Source organism: Kitasatospora sp. NPDC048365, from assembly GCF_043200835.1.
Taxonomy (GTDB): domain Bacteria; phylum Actinomycetota; class Actinomycetes; order Streptomycetales; family Streptomycetaceae; genus Kitasatospora; species Kitasatospora terrestris.
The window spans coordinates 86,099-105,730 of the sequence record NZ_JBICYJ010000011.1 but is presented as its reverse complement, the minus strand read 5'-3'; the positions used below and the strand labels follow the sequence as shown (position 1 = coordinate 105,730).

General features: G+C 73.8%; 14 protein-coding genes and 5 tRNA genes. 5 read left to right on the top strand and 14 right to left on the bottom strand.

The window, feature by feature from the left end; all coding sequences use genetic code 11:
* Nucleotides 1-2 precede the first annotated feature (2 nt).
* From ACGFX4_RS13940 to ACGFX4_RS13900, 9 genes are all read right to left on the bottom strand, one after another.
* Complete coding sequence (locus ACGFX4_RS13940; RefSeq protein WP_393073000.1) at nucleotides 3-1,175, bottom strand: ribonuclease inhibitor; 1,173 nt, start codon at nucleotides 1,173-1,175, stop codon at nucleotides 3-5.
* Nucleotides 1,172-2,536 (bottom strand): SDR family NAD(P)-dependent oxidoreductase, encoded by a 1,365-nt coding sequence (locus ACGFX4_RS13935; protein WP_393072998.1) that lies wholly within the window; start codon nucleotides 2,534-2,536, stop codon nucleotides 1,172-1,174. The genes ACGFX4_RS13940 and ACGFX4_RS13935 overlap by 4 nt, the downstream gene beginning before the upstream one ends.
* Before the next feature lie 33 nt (nucleotides 2,537-2,569).
* A tRNA-Ala gene (locus tag ACGFX4_RS13930) sits at nucleotides 2,570-2,642 on the bottom strand.
* 55 nt (nucleotides 2,643-2,697) lie between these two features.
* A tRNA-Arg gene (locus ACGFX4_RS13925) sits at nucleotides 2,698-2,772 on the bottom strand.
* Nucleotides 2,773-2,905: 133 nt separating this feature from the next.
* A tRNA-Trp gene (locus ACGFX4_RS13920) sits at nucleotides 2,906-2,984 on the bottom strand.
* Nucleotides 2,985-2,996: 12 nt separating this feature from the next.
* Nucleotides 2,997-3,069: transfer RNA gene (locus ACGFX4_RS13915), tRNA-Gly, on the bottom strand.
* A gap of 117 nt (nucleotides 3,070-3,186) precedes the next feature.
* Nucleotides 3,187-3,264: transfer RNA gene (locus ACGFX4_RS13910), tRNA-Val, on the bottom strand.
* Between the two features lie 36 nt (nucleotides 3,265-3,300).
* The gene (locus ACGFX4_RS13905; RefSeq protein WP_393072996.1) at nucleotides 3,301-4,188 is read right to left on the bottom strand and encodes a hypothetical protein; all 888 of its coding nucleotides are present in this window, start codon (nucleotides 4,186-4,188) and stop codon (nucleotides 3,301-3,303) included.
* Nucleotides 4,189-4,274: 86 nt separating this feature from the next.
* Nucleotides 4,275-5,795 carry a carbohydrate binding domain-containing protein gene (locus tag ACGFX4_RS13900; protein ID WP_393072994.1) on the bottom strand — a complete coding sequence of 507 codons (1,521 nt, stop codon included), beginning with the start codon at nucleotides 5,793-5,795 and terminating at the stop codon, nucleotides 4,275-4,277.
* 280 nt (nucleotides 5,796-6,075) lie between these two features.
* On the opposite strand from ACGFX4_RS13900, the gene ACGFX4_RS13895 reads away from it, so the two are divergent.
* Complete coding sequence (locus ACGFX4_RS13895) at nucleotides 6,076-7,032, top strand: aldo/keto reductase (RefSeq protein WP_393072992.1); 957 nt, start codon at nucleotides 6,076-6,078, stop codon at nucleotides 7,030-7,032.
* A 52-nt stretch (nucleotides 7,033-7,084) separates the two neighbouring features.
* Here ACGFX4_RS13895 and ACGFX4_RS13890 read toward each other — a convergent pair whose 3' ends face one another.
* The 3 genes from ACGFX4_RS13890 to ACGFX4_RS13880 all read right to left on the bottom strand — a co-directional run bounded on the left by ACGFX4_RS13890 (nucleotide 7,085) and on the right by ACGFX4_RS13880 (nucleotide 10,170).
* Nucleotides 7,085-7,678, bottom strand: a complete 594-nt coding sequence (locus ACGFX4_RS13890) for a GNAT family N-acetyltransferase (protein WP_393072990.1) — start codon at nucleotides 7,676-7,678, stop codon at nucleotides 7,085-7,087.
* Nucleotides 7,679-7,818: 140 nt separating this feature from the next.
* On the bottom strand, nucleotides 7,819-8,490 hold the full coding sequence (locus tag ACGFX4_RS13885) for a nitroreductase family protein (protein ID WP_393072988.1): 672 nt from the start codon (nucleotides 8,488-8,490) through the stop codon (nucleotides 7,819-7,821).
* Between the two features lie 42 nt (nucleotides 8,491-8,532).
* Nucleotides 8,533-10,170, bottom strand: coding sequence for an ABC-F family ATP-binding cassette domain-containing protein (locus ACGFX4_RS13880; RefSeq protein WP_393072986.1), 1,638 nt, complete (start codon nucleotides 10,168-10,170; stop codon nucleotides 8,533-8,535).
* Nucleotides 10,171-10,472: 302 nt separating this feature from the next.
* Here ACGFX4_RS13880 and ACGFX4_RS13875 point away from each other — a divergent pair, with 302 nt between their 5' ends.
* From ACGFX4_RS13875 to ACGFX4_RS13865, 3 genes are all read left to right on the top strand, one after another.
* The gene (locus tag ACGFX4_RS13875; RefSeq protein WP_393072984.1) at nucleotides 10,473-12,083 is read left to right on the top strand and encodes an ABC-F family ATP-binding cassette domain-containing protein; all 1,611 of its coding nucleotides are present in this window, start codon (nucleotides 10,473-10,475) and stop codon (nucleotides 12,081-12,083) included.
* Complete coding sequence (locus ACGFX4_RS13870) at nucleotides 12,080-13,162, top strand: NAD(P)-dependent oxidoreductase (RefSeq protein WP_393072982.1); 1,083 nt, start codon at nucleotides 12,080-12,082, stop codon at nucleotides 13,160-13,162. Before ACGFX4_RS13875 ends, ACGFX4_RS13870 begins: the two co-directional genes overlap by 4 nt.
* Nucleotides 13,163-13,281: 119 nt before the next feature.
* Complete coding sequence (locus ACGFX4_RS13865) at nucleotides 13,282-14,892, top strand: M4 family metallopeptidase (protein WP_393072980.1); 1,611 nt, start codon at nucleotides 13,282-13,284, stop codon at nucleotides 14,890-14,892.
* A 70-nt stretch (nucleotides 14,893-14,962) separates the two neighbouring features.
* Here the strand turns inward: ACGFX4_RS13865 and ACGFX4_RS13860 are convergent, their stop codons facing one another.
* A complete protein-coding gene (locus ACGFX4_RS13860) occupies nucleotides 14,963-16,951 on the bottom strand; it encodes a carbohydrate binding domain-containing protein (protein WP_393072978.1) in 1,989 nt (662 codons plus the stop codon).
* 170 nt (nucleotides 16,952-17,121) lie between these two features.
* Here ACGFX4_RS13860 and ACGFX4_RS13855 point away from each other — a divergent pair, with 170 nt between their 5' ends.
* Nucleotides 17,122-18,192 carry a substrate-binding domain-containing protein gene (locus ACGFX4_RS13855; RefSeq protein ID WP_393072976.1) on the top strand — a complete coding sequence of 357 codons (1,071 nt, stop codon included), beginning with the start codon at nucleotides 17,122-17,124 and terminating at the stop codon, nucleotides 18,190-18,192.
* A 50-nt stretch (nucleotides 18,193-18,242) separates the two neighbouring features.
* On the opposite strand, the gene ACGFX4_RS13850 is transcribed toward ACGFX4_RS13855, so the two are convergent.
* On the bottom strand, nucleotides 18,243-19,334 hold the full coding sequence (locus ACGFX4_RS13850) for a VWA domain-containing protein (protein ID WP_393072974.1): 1,092 nt from the start codon (nucleotides 19,332-19,334) through the stop codon (nucleotides 18,243-18,245).
* Nucleotides 19,335-19,632: the final 298 nt, after the last annotated feature.

Here is a 19,632-nt window from a genome sequence, read left to right as displayed (position 1 = left end):
GGTCAGGGCGGCGGCGGGGTGCGGTGGACGCTGCGCACCGCCGCCACGTCCGGGGCCACCGCCGGCGGCGGGACGGCCGCGGCGAGCGCGTCCAGGCGGCGCCGGACGGTGGTGGCCACGCCCTTGCCGAAGACGTACCGGGTGGGGGTGGCCGCGTGCGGCGCCAGGTCCAGCAGGCGGTGCGCCTCCCGGCTGCGGGCACCGGTGTTGGCCAGCACCAGGTGGCCCAGCCGGTGCGGGGCGGCGGTCAGCGCGGTGCCGATCCGGTCGGCGGCGGCGTGGTCCAGCCGGTTGTCCGGCGCGCCGAGCGCGGCGGCGGCCCGGACCCGTCCCAGGTCGAGGAGCTCCACCCCGGCGGCGGCCGCGGCGGCCACCAGCCCGGCGAGCGCCTCCGGGCCGATGCCCGAACTCGCCAGCGACAGGCGGCGCAGCCGGCCGTACGGGGCGCGGGCGAGCGCGGCGGCGATCGTCCGGGCACCCGGGTCGCCGAGGCCGGCGGCCGCGGCGTACAGCTCCTCGGTGGCTCCGGCGGCGACCAGGCGGGCCAGCGGCTCGGCGCCGGACGGGCCGAGCGGGTTGCCGCCCAGGTAGAGCCGTTCGAAGGTCCGCCCGCCGGCGAGCAGCGCGTCGGCCAGGGCGGTGAGGCCGGGCGCGTCCAGGCCGGTCTGCACCAGGTCGAGGGTGCGCAGGCGCTCGGCGGCGGAGATCAGTTCGGCGGCCGCCTGTCCGGCCCGGACGCCCAGCGGGTTGCGCTTGAGCCAGAGCGCCCGGACGGTCTGCGGGGAGGCCCGCAGCCGGTCGGCGATCCGGCAGGCCCCGGCGGCGGTGATGGTGTTGCAGCCCAGGTAGAGGGTGTGCACCCCGGCGTCGGCGGCACGGGCGGAGACCGCCTCGGCGCCCTCGTCGCCCAGGCCGTCGGTGCCCAGCAGGAGGTGGCGGACGGGGGAGTCGCCCGCGCCGTCGGCCACCGCTTCGGCGACCAGCCGGGCGCCGTCCGGGCCGAGCTGCTGCTTGCACAGGTCGAGCCGGCCGTCCGGCAGGGCCGTGCCGGCCGGGAAGTCCAGGCGGCGGTCGGTCGGCACACCGGCGCGCAGCCAGGCCAGCAGCGGCTCCAGGTCGGCGACCGGGCGCGGCACCACACTCGGGACACCCGCGAATTCGGCGCCGTCGGTCACCACTCCGCCACCCGGTAGTCCTTGAGGAAGACGCCGGAGAGCGGGTCGCCCGCCTCGCCCCGGACGATCGGGTCGTACACCCGGGCCGCGCCGTCCACGATGTCCAGCGGGGTGCGGAAGCCGTGCGCGGCCAGCCGGGACTTCTTCGGCAGCGGGTTCTCGTCGGTGATCCAGCCGGTGTCCACGGCGCACATGTGCACGCCCCGGCCCGCCAGTTCGGCGGCGCTGGTGCGGGTCAGCATGTTGAGCGCCGCCTTCGCCATGTTGGTGTGCGGGTGGCCGGGCATCTTGTTGCGGACCGCGAACCGGCCCTCCACGGCGGTCACGTTGACGATGTACCGGGACGGGTGCGGGGAGGCCAGCAGCAGCGGCAGCAGGCGGTCGCAGAGCAGCGCCGGCGCGAGCGCGTTGACCAGCTGGGTCTCCAGCACCTCCGCCGGGTCCAGGCCGCCGAGGGTCGCGGACCAGGAGTTGGCCGGCGCGGTGTCGGGGAGCAGCCCGGCCTCGTCCACGGCGGGCAGCACCCGGCCGTCCATCGCGGCGGGCGCCAGTTCGGCGGCGGGCCAGGCGGCGGTCAGCGCGGGCATCGGGGTGAAGCCGGGCGCGTGCGAGACCAGGGCCGGGGTCGGGCCGTCCTCGCCCGCCGCGAGCACCGCGTACGCCTCGGGCGGGCGGCGCAGGGTCTGGGCGGCGTTGTTCACCAGGATGTCCAGCGGCCGGCCGTCGGCGCGCAACTGCTCGCACAGGCCCAGCACCTGGCGCGGGTCGCGCAGGTCGATGCCGACCACCCGCAGCCGGTCCAGCCACCGCTCGCTGCCCTCGGCCGCCCGGAAGCGGCGGACCGTGTCGTGCGGGAAGCGGCTGGTGACGATCAGCTCCGCGCCGTCCCGCAGCAGCATCAGGGCCAGCTGGAAGCCGATCTTGACCCGGCCGCCGGTCAGCAGCGCCCGGCGGCCGCGCAGGTCGGTGGAGAGCGCCCGGCGGGCCGTGTTGTCCGCCGCGCAGGCCGGGCAGAGCAGGTGGTAGAAGCCGTCCACCTGACGGTAAGTCGACTTGCAGACATAGCAGCGCCGGGAGCGGCGCAGCTCGCCGACCGGTCCCGCGGCGGCCTGCGGCGCCAGCGGCGCGTCCTCCCGGCGGGCCCTGGCGCCGGTGGCGGTCGCGGCGAGCAGCGCGGCATCGGCGTCCGTCGCGGTCTCCCGGCGCTCCTGCCGGCGGCCGCGACGGCCGTCCCGGACGAAGGACTCGGCGACCCGCTCGGCCCGCAGCCGCACCGGATGGTCGGCCGGCAGCGCCCGCAGCCGCCCGACCGTCCGGTCGAACGCGGCCAACTCCGCGTCGTCCAGCTCGACCTGCGACATCGTTCCTCCGGGGTGCGGCCTGCATCGGGTGCCGCCCGGGGGCCGGATTCGAACCGGCGTCTGCGCGATGCCATCGCGCCGCGTCTGCCTCTGCGCTACGCCCGGGGGTGAGAGGGATGCTAGCCGCTCGGCCGCGGCGGTCGGCAAGCGGATTGTGTCGGTGGGCCCGGCCGGATTCGAACCGGCGTGTTCCGGATCCGTAGTCCGGCGCGACTGCCCGCTGCGCTACGGGGCCCGAGTGCCGCCCGGGGGCCGGATTCGAACCGGCGTGCTCCGCTTAGCAGGCGGCGCGCCTGCCTCTGCGCTACGCCCGGGGGCGAGAGGGATGCTAGCCGCTCGGCCGCGGCGGTCGGCAAGCGGATTGTGCGCTGGTGGGCCCGGCCGGATTCGAACCGGCGTCCCCCCGGTTCTGGAGACCGGTCGCGTCTGCCTCTGCGCTACGGGGCCCTGAAGCGGCGCCACCCGGGGGCCGGATTCGAACCGGCGGGTCCGCCTTGGAAGGGCGGTGCGCCTGCCTCTGCGCTACGCCCGGATGACGCTACGGATGGTAGCGCGAGCCAGGGTGTGGACCCGACCGGATTCGAACCGGCGTGGACGTCCTTGAAGGGACGCTGCGACTGCCTCTGCGCTACGGGCCCGCGGTGGGGAGCCGCCCGGGGGCCGGATTCGAACCGGCGTGCTCCGCCTTGTGGGGGCGGCGGCGTCTGCCTCTGCGCCTACGCCCGGGCGCGGCCGTGATGCTACCGGGCCGGGTCCGTCCCCGGCTACCAGGTCGGTGCCGGGACGGTGGTGACCCCCAGGGTGCTCTGCGCGGGCAGCAGGCCCGACTGGATGACTGTCAGGAACAGCGGGACCATCAGCTCCATGAAGCGTTCGGTGCCCGCGGTGCCGAGGGCCCACCAGGGTGCGGCGGCGAGCTGGTCGGTGAGCCGCTCGACCTCGTTGCGCCCGGCCCGGCCCCGGTCGGTGGCGGCGCCGTCCGCGTCGACCCAGCCGCGGGTCGCCAGCCGCTCGGTCGCGGCGGTCCACTCCTGCTCGGTCCAGCCGCGGCCGGCGAAGTTGGCGGCCGGTGCGGCCCCGATGGCCGCGAAGGAGACCAGGGACTCGCACGGATCGAGCCCGGCGGCCATCAGCGCGGCCAGGTGTCCGTCGCCCCGGTGCTCGCGCAGGACGGCGAGGGCCTGCCAGAGGTCGAGGTGGGGCTCGTCGGCCGGGCCCAGCGCCGCGTTGGCGGCGGTGAGCGGTCGCCCGGCGCTGTCGGCGGCCGCGGCGTCGGCGGCCCGTCGCGCCAGGCCGGCCAGTTCGGCGAGGTCGGGCATCCCGGCCGGCTCGCCGAACAGGGCCCGGTAGGCGGCGTCCACGGCCCGCAGGCGGGCGTCCAGGACGGCCGCCGGATCGGCCACGGCCCAGACGGCGGGGACGTGGCGGGCGACCGCGGCCGGGCTGAAGCTGTAGAAGGTGGCGGCGGTGAGCTCCGCGCCGACGGCGCCCAGCGGGGCGGCGCGCCAGGCGAAGTAGCTCGGCCAGCGGTCCTCGACGTCGTACCCGAGCCGGGCCGCTTCGGCGAACGCCTCCGGCGCGAAGTACAGCACCGCGTGGGCGGGTTCCAGGTGGTGCCAGGCGCGGCGGGGCAGGGCGCGGTCGAAGGGCACGGTGCCTCCCGGGTGGTGTTCGGGGTGGGACGACCACCGATCGAACACCACCCGGGCGGGCCTGTCCAACGGGAATTGACGGATGATCAGCCCGCGTACTGGGCGAAGATCTTCGAGAACTCGTACGGGCTCTGCGCAACGTTGGTGCACTTGTAGAGCGGGCCGCCGGTGCAGGCGTTGCGGTCGCGGGTCATCTCCCAGAACGCCAGCACGCCCAGGTGCTTCTGCTTGGCGAAGGCCACCAACTGCTGGGCGTCGGCCTGGTTGTAGACGCCGTGGTCGTCGTTCTCGCCCAGCATCGGGGTCACGCCGGTCATCGCCCACAGCTGGGCGTCGGTCTTGGCGGGGTAGAGCGCCTTGATCTGGTCGTGGGTGGACTGGGCGGCCTGCACGGCGTCGTCGCCGTAGTCGGTGGCGGGCCGGTTGTAGTCCATGGCCATCACGTTGACCAGGTCCAGGTTTACGCCCTTGTCGCGGGCGGAGCGGACCACGGAGACACCCTCGGCGGTCAGGCCCTCCGGCAGCACCGGCAGGGTGAGCGACACCTTCAGGCCGGGGTGCGCCTGCTGCAGCTTGGCGAGCGCCGCCGAACGGCGGTCGTTGGCGGCGGTGTCGAGGACGGCGGCGCCCTCGATGTCGAAGTCGACGTACTTCAGGTTGTACGCCTTCACCACCGCGTCGTACTCGGCGAACAGCGAGTCCACCGTCGAGCAGGCCTGGGCGAGTTCGGTGCCGGAGGCGCCGCCGAAGGAGACCTTGACGTCGCCGCCGGCCGCGCGCAGGGCGTCGATCTGGTCCTTGCCCCAGCCGCTGCGCGGGTCGTAGGCGTTGAACCAGGTGGCCTTGCAGCCGGTGGAGGTGACGAACGCCAGCGTGAAGGACTTCAGGTTGCCCGCCGCCGCGAGGTCCGTGAGCACCGGGGTCGGCCAGGAGCCCAGGTCCACGTACGGGGCGACCGGGACGGCGACGTTCGGCGGGGGAGTGGTGGCGGTCGACGACGGCGACGCGGAGGCGGACGCCGAGGCCGAGGCGGACGGGGACGGCGAGGAGCTGCTCGGCGGCGGGCTGGTCGGCGTGCCGCCCGGGCCGGAGAGCACGATGTCGTCGGCGGTGTACGCGCCCTGGCCGTACCAGCCGTGCAGGTAGACGGTGACGCTGGTGGTGGCCGCGCCGGTGGTGAAGCTGGTGGACAGCTGCTGCCAGGAGCTGCCGCCGGGCGTCCAGGTGGCGGGGTCGGTGACGCCGCTGCCGGTCGCGCCGAGGTACACGTACTGGCCCTGCACCCAGGCGCTCAGCGCGTAGGTGGTGTTCGGCTGGACGGCGACGGTCTGGCTGCACTGGGCGGTGCTGGACGCGGAGGCCGCCCCGCGCAGCGCGTACGAGCCGCTGTGCACGGGCGAGTTGACGACCGAGCCGGTGCCGCCGGCGCAGCTCCAGGCGCCGAGCGCGCCGGACTCCAGGCCGGGGTCGGCGAGCAGGTTGGTCGCGGCGGCGTCGGCGGTGGCGCCGAGGCCGGCCAGGCCGCCGGCGGCGAGTGCGGCGGCGCAGAGCGCGGGAACGAGGGCGGAACGCCGCCGGGCGGCGTGACGGTGGAGCTCGCGTGGCATGGGGGTTGCCTTTCGGACGTGCCGCGGCGGCCGGGACGTGGACGGGGCGTCACGGGCGGCGCGGATGTGGGGGATTCGGTCCTGACGCGGTGCCGGGTCGGGCGGCTCCGCGTTCAAAATGGACTGGACCACTTGTGCACGTCAAGCGAACTCATCCGGTTTGACCGGACCTTAAGGTTCCGGCCCGCCGCGCTTCAGCCCCGCCGCTTGACTTCGAGTGCACTCCAAGGGACAGGCTGGTTCCCGCACGACCGGTTCGGAACGAAGAGGAGTGAGGGCGATGCGTACCACCACACTGGGCAGCGGCGGACCCGAGGTCGGCGTGGTCGGGCTCGGCTGCATGGGGATGACCTGGGCGTACGACCCGAACGGCCGGGACGACTCGACCTCGGTGGAGGTGATCCGGGCCGCGCTCGACCTGGGGTCCACGCTGATCGACACGGCCGACATCTACGGCCCGTACGACAACGAGGAGTTGGTCGGCAAGGCGCTGACCGGCGAGTTCCGCGAGCGGGCGGTGCTGGCCACCAAGGTCGGCCTGGTGCCCGGCACCGGCGGGGCGCGGGTCGGCAACGACGGCCGGCCGGAGCACGTGCGGCGCTCGATCGACGACAGCCTGCGCCGCCTGGGCACCGACCACGTCGACCTGTACCAGCTGCACCGGGTCGACCCGGCGGTGCCGATCGAGGAGACCTGGGGCGCGCTGGCGGAGGCGGTGCAGGCCGGCAAGGCGCTGCGGATCGGCCTGTCCGAGGTGACGGTGGAGCAGATCGAGCGGGCACGGGCGGTGCACCCGGTGGCCTCGGTGCAGTCCGAGCTCTCGCTGTGGACCCGCGACGCGCTGGACGAGGTGCTGCCGTACACCGAGGAGCACGGCATCGCCTTCCTGCCGTTCTCCCCGCTCGGCCGGGGGTTCCTGACCGGCCGGTTCGCCTCGGCCGAGGACATCCCGGCGGACGACTGGCGCTCCAACCTGCCGCGCTTCCAGGCGGACGCGCTGGCGGCCAACCTGGCGCTGGTGGAGAAGGTGAAGGAGATCGCCGCCCGGCACGGGGCGACGCCCGCGCAGGTGGCGCTGGCCTGGGTGCTGGCCCAGGGCCGGTACGTGGTGCCGATCCCGGGCACCAAGACGCCCAAGTATCTGGCGGACAACGCCGGTTCGGCCGACGTGCGGCTCACCGCGGCCGACCTGGCGGAGCTGGACGCCCTGCCCCCGGCGGTCGGCTCCCGCTACTGAGCCGGTGCGGGCCCCGCCGCGCGCAGGACGCACGGCGGGGCCTGCCGGAGGCTCAGCGCTCGCGGATCCAGATCTGTCGGCGGCCGGTCTCGGACGGTGCGCCGATCGGGACCTCCTCGACCCGGTCGAAGCGGTAGCCGATCCGGCGCGGGACGCCGGCGCTCGCGGTGTTCGCCTCGTCGCAGTGGATCTCCACCCGCCCGATCCCGGGCAGCGCGAGCGCGGCCTCGGTGAGCGCCCGGGCCGCGCCGGTGGCGATGCCGCGCCCGGTGTGCGCGGCGTCCACCCAGTAGCCGAGCTCCAGCGCGCCCGCGCCGATCCGGCCGTGCAGGCCGAACGCGCCGAGCACCGCGGCGGGGTCGGCGGCGGTGTCGACCACGTACATGAAGTCGGTGCCCTCGTCCCAGATCCGCTCGCCGGCGGCGGCCATCTCCACGCTGTGCGCCATCTCGGGGGCCCGGCCGGCCCAGGGCATCCAGGGGCGCAGGTGCTCCAGGTTGGTGGTGACGGTGGCGTTCAGGCCGGCGGCGTCGGAGCGCCGGCGGCGGCGCAGCCGGTAGCCGTCGAAGAGCGGCAGCAGCTCGGGCGGGCGGCCGGTGGTGACCGGTCGGGGCGTGCTGTCAGGGGCGTCCGGGGAGTGGCTCATGATCGGAGTATGGGCCACCCGGTACCGCCCTGACCAGCGCTTTCCCCGACCGGCCGGTGCGGATCGGAGCCGGATCAGTGCCGGATCGGCGTCGGGTCGGAGCCGGATCGGCGTCGGGTCAGAGCCGGATCGGCGTCGGGTCAGAGCCGGACCAGGACGTCCTCCAGCGGTTTGCGCAGCAGGTCCGGCACCCGCGCCCCGGGCGCGGGGTAGCCGACCGGGATGACGTACGCGGCGCGCTCCTCGGCCGGGCGTTCGCACACCTCGTTGAGGAAGCGCATCGGGCTGGGCGTGTGGGTGAGGGTGGCGAGCCCGGCCTGGTGGAGGGAGGCCAGCAGCAGCCCGACCGCGATGCCGACGGACTCCTTGACGTAGTACGGCCGGGGCGTGTCGGGGCCCTTGTGCACCTCGAAGACCACGATGACCGCGGGCGCGTCCTCCAGGAACGGCTTGTGCCAGTCGGTGCCGATCGGGGCGAGCGCGGCCAGCCACTCCTCGGACGCCCGGCGGCCGTAGAACTCGCGCTCCTCGGCCTCGGCCGCCTCACGCAGCTTCCGCTTGCGCTCGGGGTCGGTGATCACCACGAACCGCCAGGGCTGGACGTGCGCCCCGCTGGGCGCGGTGGCGGCGGTCCGGACCGCCCACTCCAGCACCCCGTCCGGGATCGGATCGGTGGCGTAGTCGCGGACGGTCCGGCGCTGGGCCATCACGTCGTGGAAGGTGCGGCAGCGGTCCGCCGCCTGTTGGGCGGGCACCGTCATGGGTCGGAGCGGGACGGTCGGGTGGGCCGTCGCCGATGCACTGTCAACCATGGTCGCCAGCACAGCACATGACGGTGCGTCGGGGGAAGGGCCTCAGCGCTCGTGGACCAGACCATTCTCGACGACCAGCCGCCGGTTGACCGACACGGTGTCCAGCATCCGCCGGTCGTGGGTGACCAGCAGCAGGGTGCCGGTGTACGAGGCGAGCGCCGACTCCAGCTGCTCGATCGCGGGCAGGTCCAGGTGGTTGGTCGGCTCGTCCAGCACCAGCAGGTTGACCCCGCGGGCCTGCAGCAGCGCCAGCGCCGCGCGGGTCCGCTCGCCGGGGGAGAGGGTGGCGGCCGGGCGCAGCACGTGCGCGGCCTTCAGCCCGAACTTCGCCAGCAGGGTGCGGACCTCCTCCGGGTTCTGGTCCGGCACGGCGGCCTGGAAGGCGTCGGACAGCGGCTCGTCGCCGAGGAACAGGCCGCGGGCCTGGTCGACCTCGCCGACCAGCACGCCCGAGCCCAGGGTGGCGTTGCCGCCGTCCAGGTCGAGCCGGCCGAGCAGCGCGGCCAGCAGGGTGGACTTGCCGGCGCCGTTGGCACCGGTGATCGCCACCCGGTCCGCCCAGTCGATCTGCAGGTCGACCGGGCCGAAGGCGAAGTCGCCGCGGGTGCAGGCGGCGCCGCGCAGGGTGGCGACGACCGAGCCGGAGCGCGGCGCGGAGGCGATCTCCATCCGCAGCTCCCACTCCTTGCGCGGCTCCTCCACCACGTCCAGGCGCTCGATCATGCGCTGGGTCTGCCGGGCCTTGGAGGCCTGCTTCTCGGTGGACTCGGCGCGGGTCGCGCGGGCCTTCTTGTCGTTGTCCGAGCCCTTGCGGCGGGCGTTGCGGACGCCGTGCTCCATCCAGTTGCGCTGCATCTGCGCGCGGGCCTCCAGCGAGGCCTTGGTGTCGGCGTACTCCTCGTAGTCCTCGCGGGCGTGCCGGCGGGCGACGGCCCGCTCCTCGAGGTACGCCTCGTAGCCGCCGCCGTACAGGTTGACCTGCCGCTGGTGCAGGTCCAGCTCCAGCACCCGGGTGACCGTGCGGGCCAGGAACTCGCGGTCGTGGCTGATCAGCACGGTACCCGCGCGCAGGCCCTTGACGAAGGCCTCCAGCCGCTCCAGGCCATCCAGGTCGAGGTCGTTGGTGGGCTCGTCCAGCAGGAAGACGTCGTAGCGGGAGAGCAGCAGCGAGGCGAGGCCCGCGCGGGCCGCCTGGCCGCCGGAGAGCGCGGTCATCGGCAGGTCGAGCGAGACCTTCAGGCCGAGCTGGTCGGCGATCTCCTCGGCCCGCTCGTCCAGGTCGGCGCCGCCCAGTTCCAGCCAGCGGTCCAGGCTCGTGGCGTACGCGTCGTCGGCGCCGGGACGGCCTTCGACCAGGCCCTCGGTGGCCTCGTCCAGCTCGGCCTGGGCGGCGGCCACGCCGGTGCGGCGGGCCAGGAAGGCGCGCACCGACTCGCCGGGGCGGCGGTCCGGCTCCTGCGGCAGGTGGCCGACGTTGGCGGTGGCGGGGCTGAGCCGCAGCTCACCGCCCTCGGGGGTGTCCAGCCCGGCGAGCAGCCGCAGCAGGGTGGACTTGCCCGCGCCGTTCACCCCGACCAGGCCGATCACCTCGCCCGGGGCGACGACCAGGTCCAGGCCGGAGAAGAGGGTGCGGTCGCCGTGGCCGGCGCTCAGATCCTTGGCGACGAGAGTGGCAGTCATGATGGGCCGAGTTTAGTCGGCCCCGGCGGTGCCCCCGAAAAACCCTTTGCGCCGTCCTCGGGCGGTCCCTACCGTTGGGGGCGTCGGAAAGAACTCCCCACGTCTGGAGAAGGCCCTTGCTCCTCTGAAGTCACGAGACACCGCGCCACGCCGCCACCGAGATGGCAGGCGTGCGGTCGGGTGTACGACTTCAGCGTCGAGCGGGCCGTTTTCTGTTTTCCGGACCCCTGCGTTCTCGTACCCCCGCGGTGTCTCCCCGTGCAGTCCCCACACCCACGGCGACCACGCAGGAGGCCCCCACCATGGCGCAACCGACCACTTCCATTCTCTGCACCGAGCTGTCCTTCGAGTGGCCCGACGGCACCCCCGTGCTGGACGGCTTCCACCTCGCGGTCGGCCCCGGCCGGACGGGCCTGATCGGCCTGAACGGCGCGGGCAAGTCCACCCTGATCCGGCTGATCGCCGGCGACCTCACCCCGACCTCCGGCACCGTCCGGATCGCCGGCGAGGTCGCCTACCTGCCGCAGAACCTCACGCTGGCCAACGACCGGAGGGTGGACGAGGCGCTCGGCATCCGGGCGGCCCGCGAGGGCCTGCTCGCCATCGAGTCCGGCGACACCGACGAGCGGCACTTCACCGCGGTCGGCGACGACTGGGACGTCGAGGAGCGCGCCCGCGCCACCCTCGACCGGCTCGGCCTCACCGCGCTCGACCTCGACCGCAGCACCGCCGACCTGTCCGGCGGCGAGGCCGTGCTGCTCCACCTCGCCGCGCTGCTGCTGCGCCGCCCCGACGTGCTGCTGCTCGACGAGCCCACCAACAACCTGGACCGGGTCGCCCGGGCCCGGCTGTACGAGGCGGTGGCCAGCTTCCCCGGCGTGCTGCTGGTGGTCAGCCACGACCGCGAGCTGCTCCAGCACGTCGACCAGATCGCCGACCTGCGCGGCGGCGAGGTCACCTGGTACGGCGGCAACTTCGCCGCGTACGAGGCGACCCTGGCGGCCGAGCAGGAGACCGCGGAGCGGCTGGTGCGCAACGCCGAGGCGGACGTCCGCCGGCAGCAGCGCGACCTGGTCCAGGCCCGGATCCGGTCCGACCGCAGCGCCAGCTACGGCAAGAAGATGGCCGTCACCCGCAACGACCCCAAGATCATCGCGGGGGCGATGAAGCGCAAGGCCGAGGTCACCGCGGGCCGGCTCGCCGGCATGCACACCGACCGGCTGAACGACGCCAAGGACCGGCTCACCGCCGCCGAGGAGGCGGTGCGCGACGACGCGGAGATCCGCATCGACCTGCCGCGCACCGCCGTCCCCGCCGGACGCACGGTGCTCACCCTCGACCGGGTGCGGCTCGCCCACGGGCCGGTCGCCGACCTCGAACTGCGCGGCCCCGAGCGGATCGCGCTGATCGGGCGCAACGGCTCCGGCAAGTCCACCCTGCTGCGCACGATCGCGGGCGAACTCGCCCCGGTCGAGGGCGAGGTGGGCGTGCCGGTGCCGATGCGGTACCTGCCGCAGCGGCTCGACCTGCTGGACGAGCGGCTGAGCGTCTTCGGCAACGTGAGGGCGTTCGCCCCGGCGCAGAGCGACAACGCCGTCCGGGCCCGGCTGGCGCGCTTCCTGTTCCGCGGCGCCCGGGCCGACCAGAGCGCGGCGACGCTCTCCGGCGGCGAGCGCTTCCGGGCGACGCTCGCGGCGCTGCTGCTCGCCGACCCGCCGCCGCAGCTGCTGATGCTCGACGAGCCGACCAACAACCTGGACCTGGCCAGCATGCGCCAGCTCACCCAGGCCCTGGCCGGCTACCGCGGGGCGCTGATCGTGGCCAGCCACGACCTGCCGTTCCTGCGCGGGCTCGGCATCACCCGCTGGATGGAACTCGAGGGAGGCGAACTGCGCACGGTGGACCCGCGGTGACCGCCGCCCTCCGCCTCCCGGGCCGGGTCCTCGTGGTGGACCCGGCCCCGGGCGGCCTGGCCCTGCCGGAGCTGGACGCCCTCCACGGGCTCGGCCTGGAGCCCACCGTCAACCTCCGCCGGGTCGCCGACTCCGGCCTGCGGGCCGAGATCGCGGCCCGGTGGACGACGGTGGACTTCGACGGGTTCGCGGAGGAGCAGCTGGCGTGCGCCCTCGAGTCCGGCGGGGCCGGGTTCGACGCCCTGAAGTGCCGGGCCGGAATCCCGCTCACCGCCGCGGTCCTGGCCCGGGCCACCGCCGCCGGCCTCGGACGCCGCCTGGTCCTGGTCGGCCGGGCCGCGTCCGGGGCCGACACCTTCGACGCCGGGGCGGCCGACCGCCTCGGCGTCGCGATCCGCACCACCCCGGGCGCCAACGCGGCGGCCGTGGCGGAGCTGACGCTGGCGCTGGTCCTCGACGCGCTGCGCGGAGTCTCCCGGCGGTCGGACGCGCTGCGCGCCGGCCGCTGGGGCGACGCGGTCGACGGCCTGCCCACCGGCAGTTTGGCGGGCGCCCGGCTCGGCCTGATCGGCTCCGGGGCGATCGCCCGGCGGGTCGCGGAGCTGGGCCGGGCGTTCGGGGCCGAGGTGCTGGTGCACGGATCGCCCCGGTTCACCGCCGAGCGGGCGGCCGGCTGGCCGGGGCGGCGGGTGCGGACGGTCGAGGAGCTGCTGGCCGCCTGCGACGTGGTGTCCGTGCACGTGCCGGCCACCGCGGAGACCCGAGGACTGATCGGGCGGGAGCGGCTGCGGCTGATGCGGCCCGGGTCGGTGCTGGTGAACACGGCCCGGTCCAGCGTGGTCGACGAGATCGCGCTGGACCGGGCACTGCGGGACCCGCTGTCCGGCCCGTCCCGGGCGGCCGTCGACGTCTTCGACGAAGAGGGGCCGGGCTTCGCCTCGCCGCTCGCGGACAACCCGTTCTGCACGCTGTCCCCGCACGCCGCGGGCATGACCCGGTCGGCGATGGAGGAGTCCTCGCGGCGCCTGGTGCGGGCCTTCGCGGAGTTCCTGGGGGAGGCCGGACCGGCCGGCCGATGAGGGGCCAGGAGGGGGCCGATTGCGAAATGGTGACGGTCCATTCTGTTCATAGAACTGTTTGGCTGTTCACGGACAGGCTCTGACTCGGCTACCCAGCAGCTACCCGACTGGAGTACAGAGTGAGCCCCTCCTCCTCTTCCCCGCGCCGACGCACCCTCACCGCCGGCGCCCTGGCCGCCACCGCCGCCCTGGTCGCGGCCGGTGTGCAGTTCACCACCGTCGCCGACGCCGCCAACGGCCGGGACACCGCCATCGCCAAGGCGAAGGCCAACGTCTCGCGCAACGCCGACCTGTTCGGCTTCGGCGCCGGCCAGGACCTGCAGGTCAAGGACGTGATGATCGACGCGGACGGCACCCAGCACGTCCGCTTCGACCGCACCTACCAGGGCCTGCCGGTGATCGGCGGCGACCTGGTGGTCCACCAGGACTCGCACGGCCGGCTCAAGGACTCCTCGCGCGCCAAGGGCCACAACCCGGCCGTGAAGACCACCGTCCCCGCCGTCCCCGCGCAGACCACCGCCGCCAAGGCGCTCGGCGCCGTCGGCCAGGACGTCACCGCCGCCACCTCCACCCCGCAGCTGGTCGTCTGGGCCGCCGACGGCACCGCCCGGCTCGCCTGGCAGACCACCGTGAGCGGCACCGGCAAGCAGGGCCAGCCCTCCGGCCGGATCGTGGTCACCGACGCCATCACCGGCGCCGAGATCGAGCAGCTCGCCACCGAGCACCAGGCCTCCGCCACCGGCACCGGCCACTCCGAGTACACCGGCGACATCACCTTCGCCGACACCCTGCAGGCCGACGGCACGTACGCGCTGATCGACCCGGTGCGCGGCCACGTCACCAAGGACGCCCACAACCTGTCGTCCAGCAGCATCAAGGCCACCTCCGGCACGCTGTACACCGACGCCGACAACGTCTGGGGCGACGGGAAGAAGTTCTCCACCGACCGCGCCACCGCCGCCGTCGACGCCCACGCCAACACCGCCTGGACGTACGACTACTACAAGAACACCTTCGGCCGCAGCGGCATCAAGAACGACGGCAAGGGCGCCACCGTCTTCGTCCACGTCGGCACCAACTGGGACAACGCCCAGTGGTCGGACGCCTGCTTCTGCATGATGACCGGCGACGGCGACGGCACCGTCGACCCCGAGCAGGTCGACCTGGACACCATGGGCCACGAGATGACCCACGGCGTCACCAGCGCCACCGCCAACCTGCGCTACAGCGGCGAGTCCGGCGGCCTCAACGAGGCCACCAGCGACATCTTCGGCACCATGGTCGAGTTCTACGCCAACAACGCGGTCGACAAGGGCGACTACCTGTTCTCCGACCAGTCCACCCCGCCGTGGCTGCGCCGCTTCGACAAGCCCTCGCTGGACGGCCGCTCGGCCGACTGCTGGAGCAAGTCGGTCGGCCGCCTGGACGTGCACAACTCCTCCGGCGTCGGCAACCACTGGTTCTTCCTCGCCAGCGAGGGCAGCGGCGCCAAGACCATCAACGGCGTCAGCTACAACTCGCCGACCTGCAACGGCAGCACCGTCACCGGCATCGGCAACCAGAAGGTCGCCGCGATCTGGTACCGGGCGCTGACCGTCTACATGACCTCCACCACGGACTACAAGGGCGCCCGCACCGCGTCCCTGAACGCCGCCAAGGACCTGTACGGCAGCGGCAGCACCGAGTACAACGCGGTCGCCGCCGCGTGGAGCGGTGTCAACGTCGCCTGACCCCTTCTCCGTACGCACGGGAACGGCCCGGTCCGCCACGGACCGGGCCGTTCCGTCGTGCCGTAGGACGTCAGAGCTGGGTGACGGTGACGTCGTCGCACCAGCCGTACCCGGTGCCGCTGCGGGCGTAGCAGTAGATCTTCGCGGTGGTGGCGTTCGCCCCGGTGGTGAAGGTGGTGGAGCCCTGCGCGTACGCGGTGGCGGTGAAGGCCGCCCGGGTGGTGGAGCCGAGCGTGTCGTACTGCTTCACACCGAGCGAGAGCTCGCTGCCGGCCGCCGACACCTTGCCCCAGCCGGACAGCCGGTACGTGGTGCCCGGCTTGACGGTGATCACCTGCTCGGCCGCCGCCTGGGCCGGGCCGACCTTCACCGCGTACGTGCCGGAGTGCGCGTTGGCGGTGTCCAGCACCACCCCGCCGTAGTACGTCCACGGGGCGATCGCGCCGGACTCGAAGCCGCCGTTGCGCACCGGGTCGGGCGCCGCACAGGCCGCGTCGTCGAAGGAACCCGCCTGCTGGAAGCCCTGGTCGGGCCGGCAGACCTGCGGGACGGGCGCGCCGAAGAAGTCCTGCCCGCCGTTGGAGGTCACCACCGCTCCCGCGCCGCGGGCCGGGGAGCCGGCCGCCAGGGCGAAGTCGGCAGCGGCGGTGCCCGCCTGGTTGACGAACTTCGGGTCGGCGGTGACCTTGCCCGGGTCGGTGGGCTCGTTGGCCGGGTGGTTGCCCCAGAACAGGTTGGAGTCCCAGGTGAAGTCGCCCGGCTTGTAGGTGCTGGACCCGAAGCCGGTGTACCCGCCGGTGCCCAGGTTGGCGAACACGTTGCCGGACATCAGGGTGGTCGAGGTGCCCGAGCCCTGCTGGATCACCGCCGCGGTCGAACCGCTCGGCAGGTAGGCGGTGTTGTTGTACATCCGGGCGTTCTTCTCGCCGACCGCGAACAGCCAGCGGCTCCTGTCCGCCCGGCTCAGGTTGTACCGGACCACCGTCCCGGTCGAGCTGGACCCGGCACCGCACGCCCCGCAGAACAGCATGAAGCCGCCCTCGTTGTCGTGGCTGTAGTTGTACTGGAACAGCGCGCCGGTGTTGCCGTAGTCCGAGTCGAAGGCCATGCCGTCGTTGTTGTCGGACAGCCGGCGGACGTGGTGGACCTCGTTGTACTGGATCACGCTGTCGTCCGAGTTGATGGTCCAGATCCCGGCGTTGGAGCCCATCGGGCGCATCGCGATGTCGTACGCGGTGTTGTGCTCGACCAGTCCGTGGGACGCGGCCCGCAGCACGATGCCGTCGCCGCCGGTGTCGCTGATGGTGTTGCCGCGGAACACCATGCGGGTGGACGGCCGCCAGTTCACCGTCGAGCCGCAGCCGTCGCCGGTGCCGTACTGCGGGCGGCACATCCAGGTGGTGCGGTTGGTCAGGCCCTCGCGGTCGACGCTCCTGATGGTGGAGTTCTGGACCAGGACGTCGTCGAAGTTGGTGGGGGTGGTGGTGCCGGAGACCCGGAACTGGATGCCGTTGGACCACTTGGTGGCGTCGCCGTTGACGTTGTGCACGTAGACGTCGTCGACCAGGTAGTGGGTGCCGACGCCGTCGGGGAGGTCGGCGACCTCGACCAGCAGGCCGTTGCGCTCGCGCTTGGTGGCGTTGGTGTCGGCGAAGGTGATCTCCAGGTCGCGGATCTCCCACTGCTCGACGTTGTACAGGTGGACGGCGGCCTTCTCGGTGGAGGCGGGGTCGCCGGCGACCACCGGGCGGGCGGTGCCGGTGCCGTACGCGGCGAGGGTGATCGGCGACCCGGCGGTGCCGGAGCCCTGGGGCTTCAGCGTGCCGGTGCAGGTCGCGCCGCGCTTGAGCAGCAGCTTGTCACCGGGCTGGAGGACGTGGGCGTTGGCGGTGGCCAGACTGTTCCACGGGCTGGTCTGACTTCCGGTACCGTCCGAGGCGGCCGAGCAGTCCAGGTACCAGGTGGTGGGGGCGGCGGCCGCGGTGGTGGCGGGAAGGACGGGGAGGAGCAGCGCTGCGGCGACGACGGTGCCGGTGAGCGCGGCGCGGTGCAGGAGCATGGTGGGGACTCCCGAGAATGGAGAGGGTGGGGGTGGGCGCCCGCCCCGCACCGTAGGTTTGGCCGTGTGATCGAGTCAATACATGCAGAGCACTCGATCGAAAGCCGATCGAATGATACAAATTGATCGGACAGGTTCGTGTGCATGACCGAGTCAGTGAAGGGGACCCGATGAGCAGCTCGGCGGACGAACGGCGGGCGCGGATCCTGAAGGCCGTCCGCGAGCTCGGCAGCGTACGCGTCGTCGACCTCGCCGACCGCCTCGCCATCCCGGCGGTCACCGTCCGCCGCGACGTCGCCGCCCTCGCCGACGCCGGTGAACTCCACCGCTCGCACGGCTCGGTCGCCCTCCCCGACAGCGGCCCCTCCGGCCACGCCGGCCCCGGCCGCGACCGGGTGATCGGCATGCTGGTCCCCACCGTCGGCTCCTACTTCGACGAGGTGATCGCCGGCGCCCGCGCCGCCGCCACCGCCGCCGGCGCCCGCCTCGTCCTCGGCATCGCCCCGTACGAGGCCCGGGACGACCGCGCCCAGGTCGACCGGCTGCTCGAATCCGCCGTCGACGGCCTGCTGCTCACCCCGAACTGGCGCCCCGACCAGGACCCCGACCAGCACGACTGGCTCGGCGACCTGCCCGTCCCCGCCGTCCTGGTCGAGCGCAAGGCCCTCCCCGGCAGCCCCGGCGCCGAGCTCGACGCGGTCGGCTCCGACCACCGCCACGGCGTCCTGCTCGCCCTGCGCCACCTCGCCGCGCTCGGCCACGGCACCGTCGCGCTCGCCGCCCGCGACGACACCTGGACCGCCCACCAGGTCCGCACCGGCTACGCCGAGGGCGTCCGCCTGCTCGGCCTCGAACCGCACCCGGTGATCGAGACCCACCGGCCCGGCACCCCGTTCGGCCTGACCGACTCCGAGTGGTCCGCCGACCAGCTGGCCGGCGCCGTCGAGCAGGGCATCCGCGCCTTCATCGTGCACAACGACCAGGACGCCATCCAGCTCCCGCCGCTGCTGCGGGTCCGCGGCCTGCGGGTGCCCGACGACGTCGCGCTGATCTCCTACGACGACGTCTTCGCCGCCCTCGCCGCGCCCCCGCTCACCGCCGTCTCCCCGCCCAAGCGCACGGTCGGCGCCACCGCCCTGGAGCTGCTGCTCCGCCGCCTCGCCGCCGCCGCCCCGATGCCGGGCCACCACCTCGAACTCCTCCCCGAGCTCAAGATCCGCACCTCCTGCGGCGGCAGCTGACGGCTCGTCCCCCGCCCCCCGACCCCCCGGCCCCCGGGGCCTGCGGCCGGTCAGAGCAGCACGAGCAGCTTGGTGCCCGTCACCAGCTTGCGGTTGACGGAGGTCGACTGGACGAACACGGTGTACGCCGGGTTGTCGCCCGGCTTCACCGTGGCCTCCGCCTGCGGCAGGCCGAGGAGCTGACGGGCCGCCGGGCCCGAGAACACCCGGCCCGTCATCCGGCCGGTGGCCGGGTCCTTCTCCGCCACGGCGAGCTGCTTGTTGCCCTGGATCTTCTCGCGCTTGGACAGCTCGTAGAAGGCGCAGCCGGTCTTGTACGTGTGGCCGGCGCTGGTGACGAACTCGCGGATCGGCGACTGCTGGTCGACCGGGATGAGGATGTACTTGCCGTTGTCCATCGCGTCGAGGTTGGCCTTCACGTCGGCCGCGCTCAGGTCCTGACCCATCGCGAAGAGGTTCTTGGTGCCGCGGACACCCTGCTCGCGGCCGCGCAGGAAGCTGGTGGCGGCCGACTTGACGGTGCCGATCGCCTCCTCGACGCCCTGGGTGGAGTCCGCGTCCCAGATCGCGATGTTGCCCGCGGGGAAGCCGTACTCCTGGGCGGTGCGCTTGGCCAGCGAGTTGGGCACCAGGATCGCCGACGTCCAGTGGTCCGGAAGCGCGTCCATCGCGCCGCGGATGCGGCCGAGCCACTTGTCGAGGACCGCGGCGCCCCGCTTGCCGCCCATCCGGACGTGCATCTGGCCGGTCTCCGAGCAGCCCGAGGCGTTCTCCTCGCCGTCGGTGACGACGACCTGGAGGAAGGAGTGCTCGCCGTACCCCTCCCAGATGTTCTTGAGGTCGTCGATGGACTTCACGGCCGCCTCGATCAGCGCCGTCGCGCCGTTCTCGACCCGGTAGAGGCCCCGCAGGGACGGCAGGTGCTTGACGTCCATGTCCCAGACCAGGTTCTCCACCTCGTGGTCGAAGGAGTAGAGGCTGATCCGGGTCTCGTGGCCGAGGCGGTCGGACTCCTCCTGGAGGCCCTTCACGAACTCGTCCACCACCCGGACGAGCTGCGCCTCGTGCTTGCGCATCGACCCGGAATTGTCCACCACCAGCGAGACGTGGTTGACCTTGTGCTTGATCTTCTTGGAAGCCATGGAAATACCCCTTCCCAACGCCTTTTCGGCGCCCCCTCCGACGTTGGTTCCACACTACGGTGCGGCACTGACAGTCCCCTCCGACCTGGGCTGACACCGGATCTGACGGACATTCCGGGAATTCCCCGGCCGTGCGCGGAGGTGATTTCCGGGGTGCCCGGCCGGGAATGCGTCGCCCCGCCCCGACCGGCCCAATACCGGCCGGATGCCGGTCGAATGCCCGGCCGGTCGCCGGGCCGATTCCCCCGGCCGGTCGGCCGGGGTCCGCGTACGCCGCGCGGAGGAGGCGGCGGCCCGC

Coding starts and splice junctions, on each gene's coding strand:
- ACGFX4_RS13880 (WP_393072986.1), bottom strand. CDS start 10,170: ATGACTGCCACTCTCGTCGCCAAGGATCTGAGCGCCGGCCACGGCGAC.
- ACGFX4_RS13890 (WP_393072990.1), bottom strand. CDS start 7,678: ATGAGCCACTCCCCGGACGCCCCTGACAGCACGCCCCGACCGGTCACC.
- ACGFX4_RS13850 (WP_393072974.1), bottom strand. CDS start 19,334: ATGGCTTCCAAGAAGATCAAGCACAAGGTCAACCACGTCTCGCTGGTG.
- ACGFX4_RS13935 (WP_393072998.1), bottom strand. CDS start 2,536: ATGTCGCAGGTCGAGCTGGACGACGCGGAGTTGGCCGCGTTCGACCGG.
- ACGFX4_RS13855 (WP_393072976.1), top strand. CDS start 17,122: ATGAGCAGCTCGGCGGACGAACGGCGGGCGCGGATCCTGAAGGCCGTC.
- ACGFX4_RS13885 (WP_393072988.1), bottom strand. CDS start 8,490: ATGGTTGACAGTGCATCGGCGACGGCCCACCCGACCGTCCCGCTCCGA.
- ACGFX4_RS13875 (WP_393072984.1), top strand. CDS start 10,473: ATGGCGCAACCGACCACTTCCATTCTCTGCACCGAGCTGTCCTTCGAG.
- ACGFX4_RS13900 (WP_393072994.1), bottom strand. CDS start 5,795: ATGCCACGCGAGCTCCACCGTCACGCCGCCCGGCGGCGTTCCGCCCTC.
- ACGFX4_RS13860 (WP_393072978.1), bottom strand. CDS start 16,951: ATGCTCCTGCACCGCGCCGCGCTCACCGGCACCGTCGTCGCCGCAGCG.
- ACGFX4_RS13895 (WP_393072992.1), top strand. CDS start 6,076: ATGCGTACCACCACACTGGGCAGCGGCGGACCCGAGGTCGGCGTGGTC.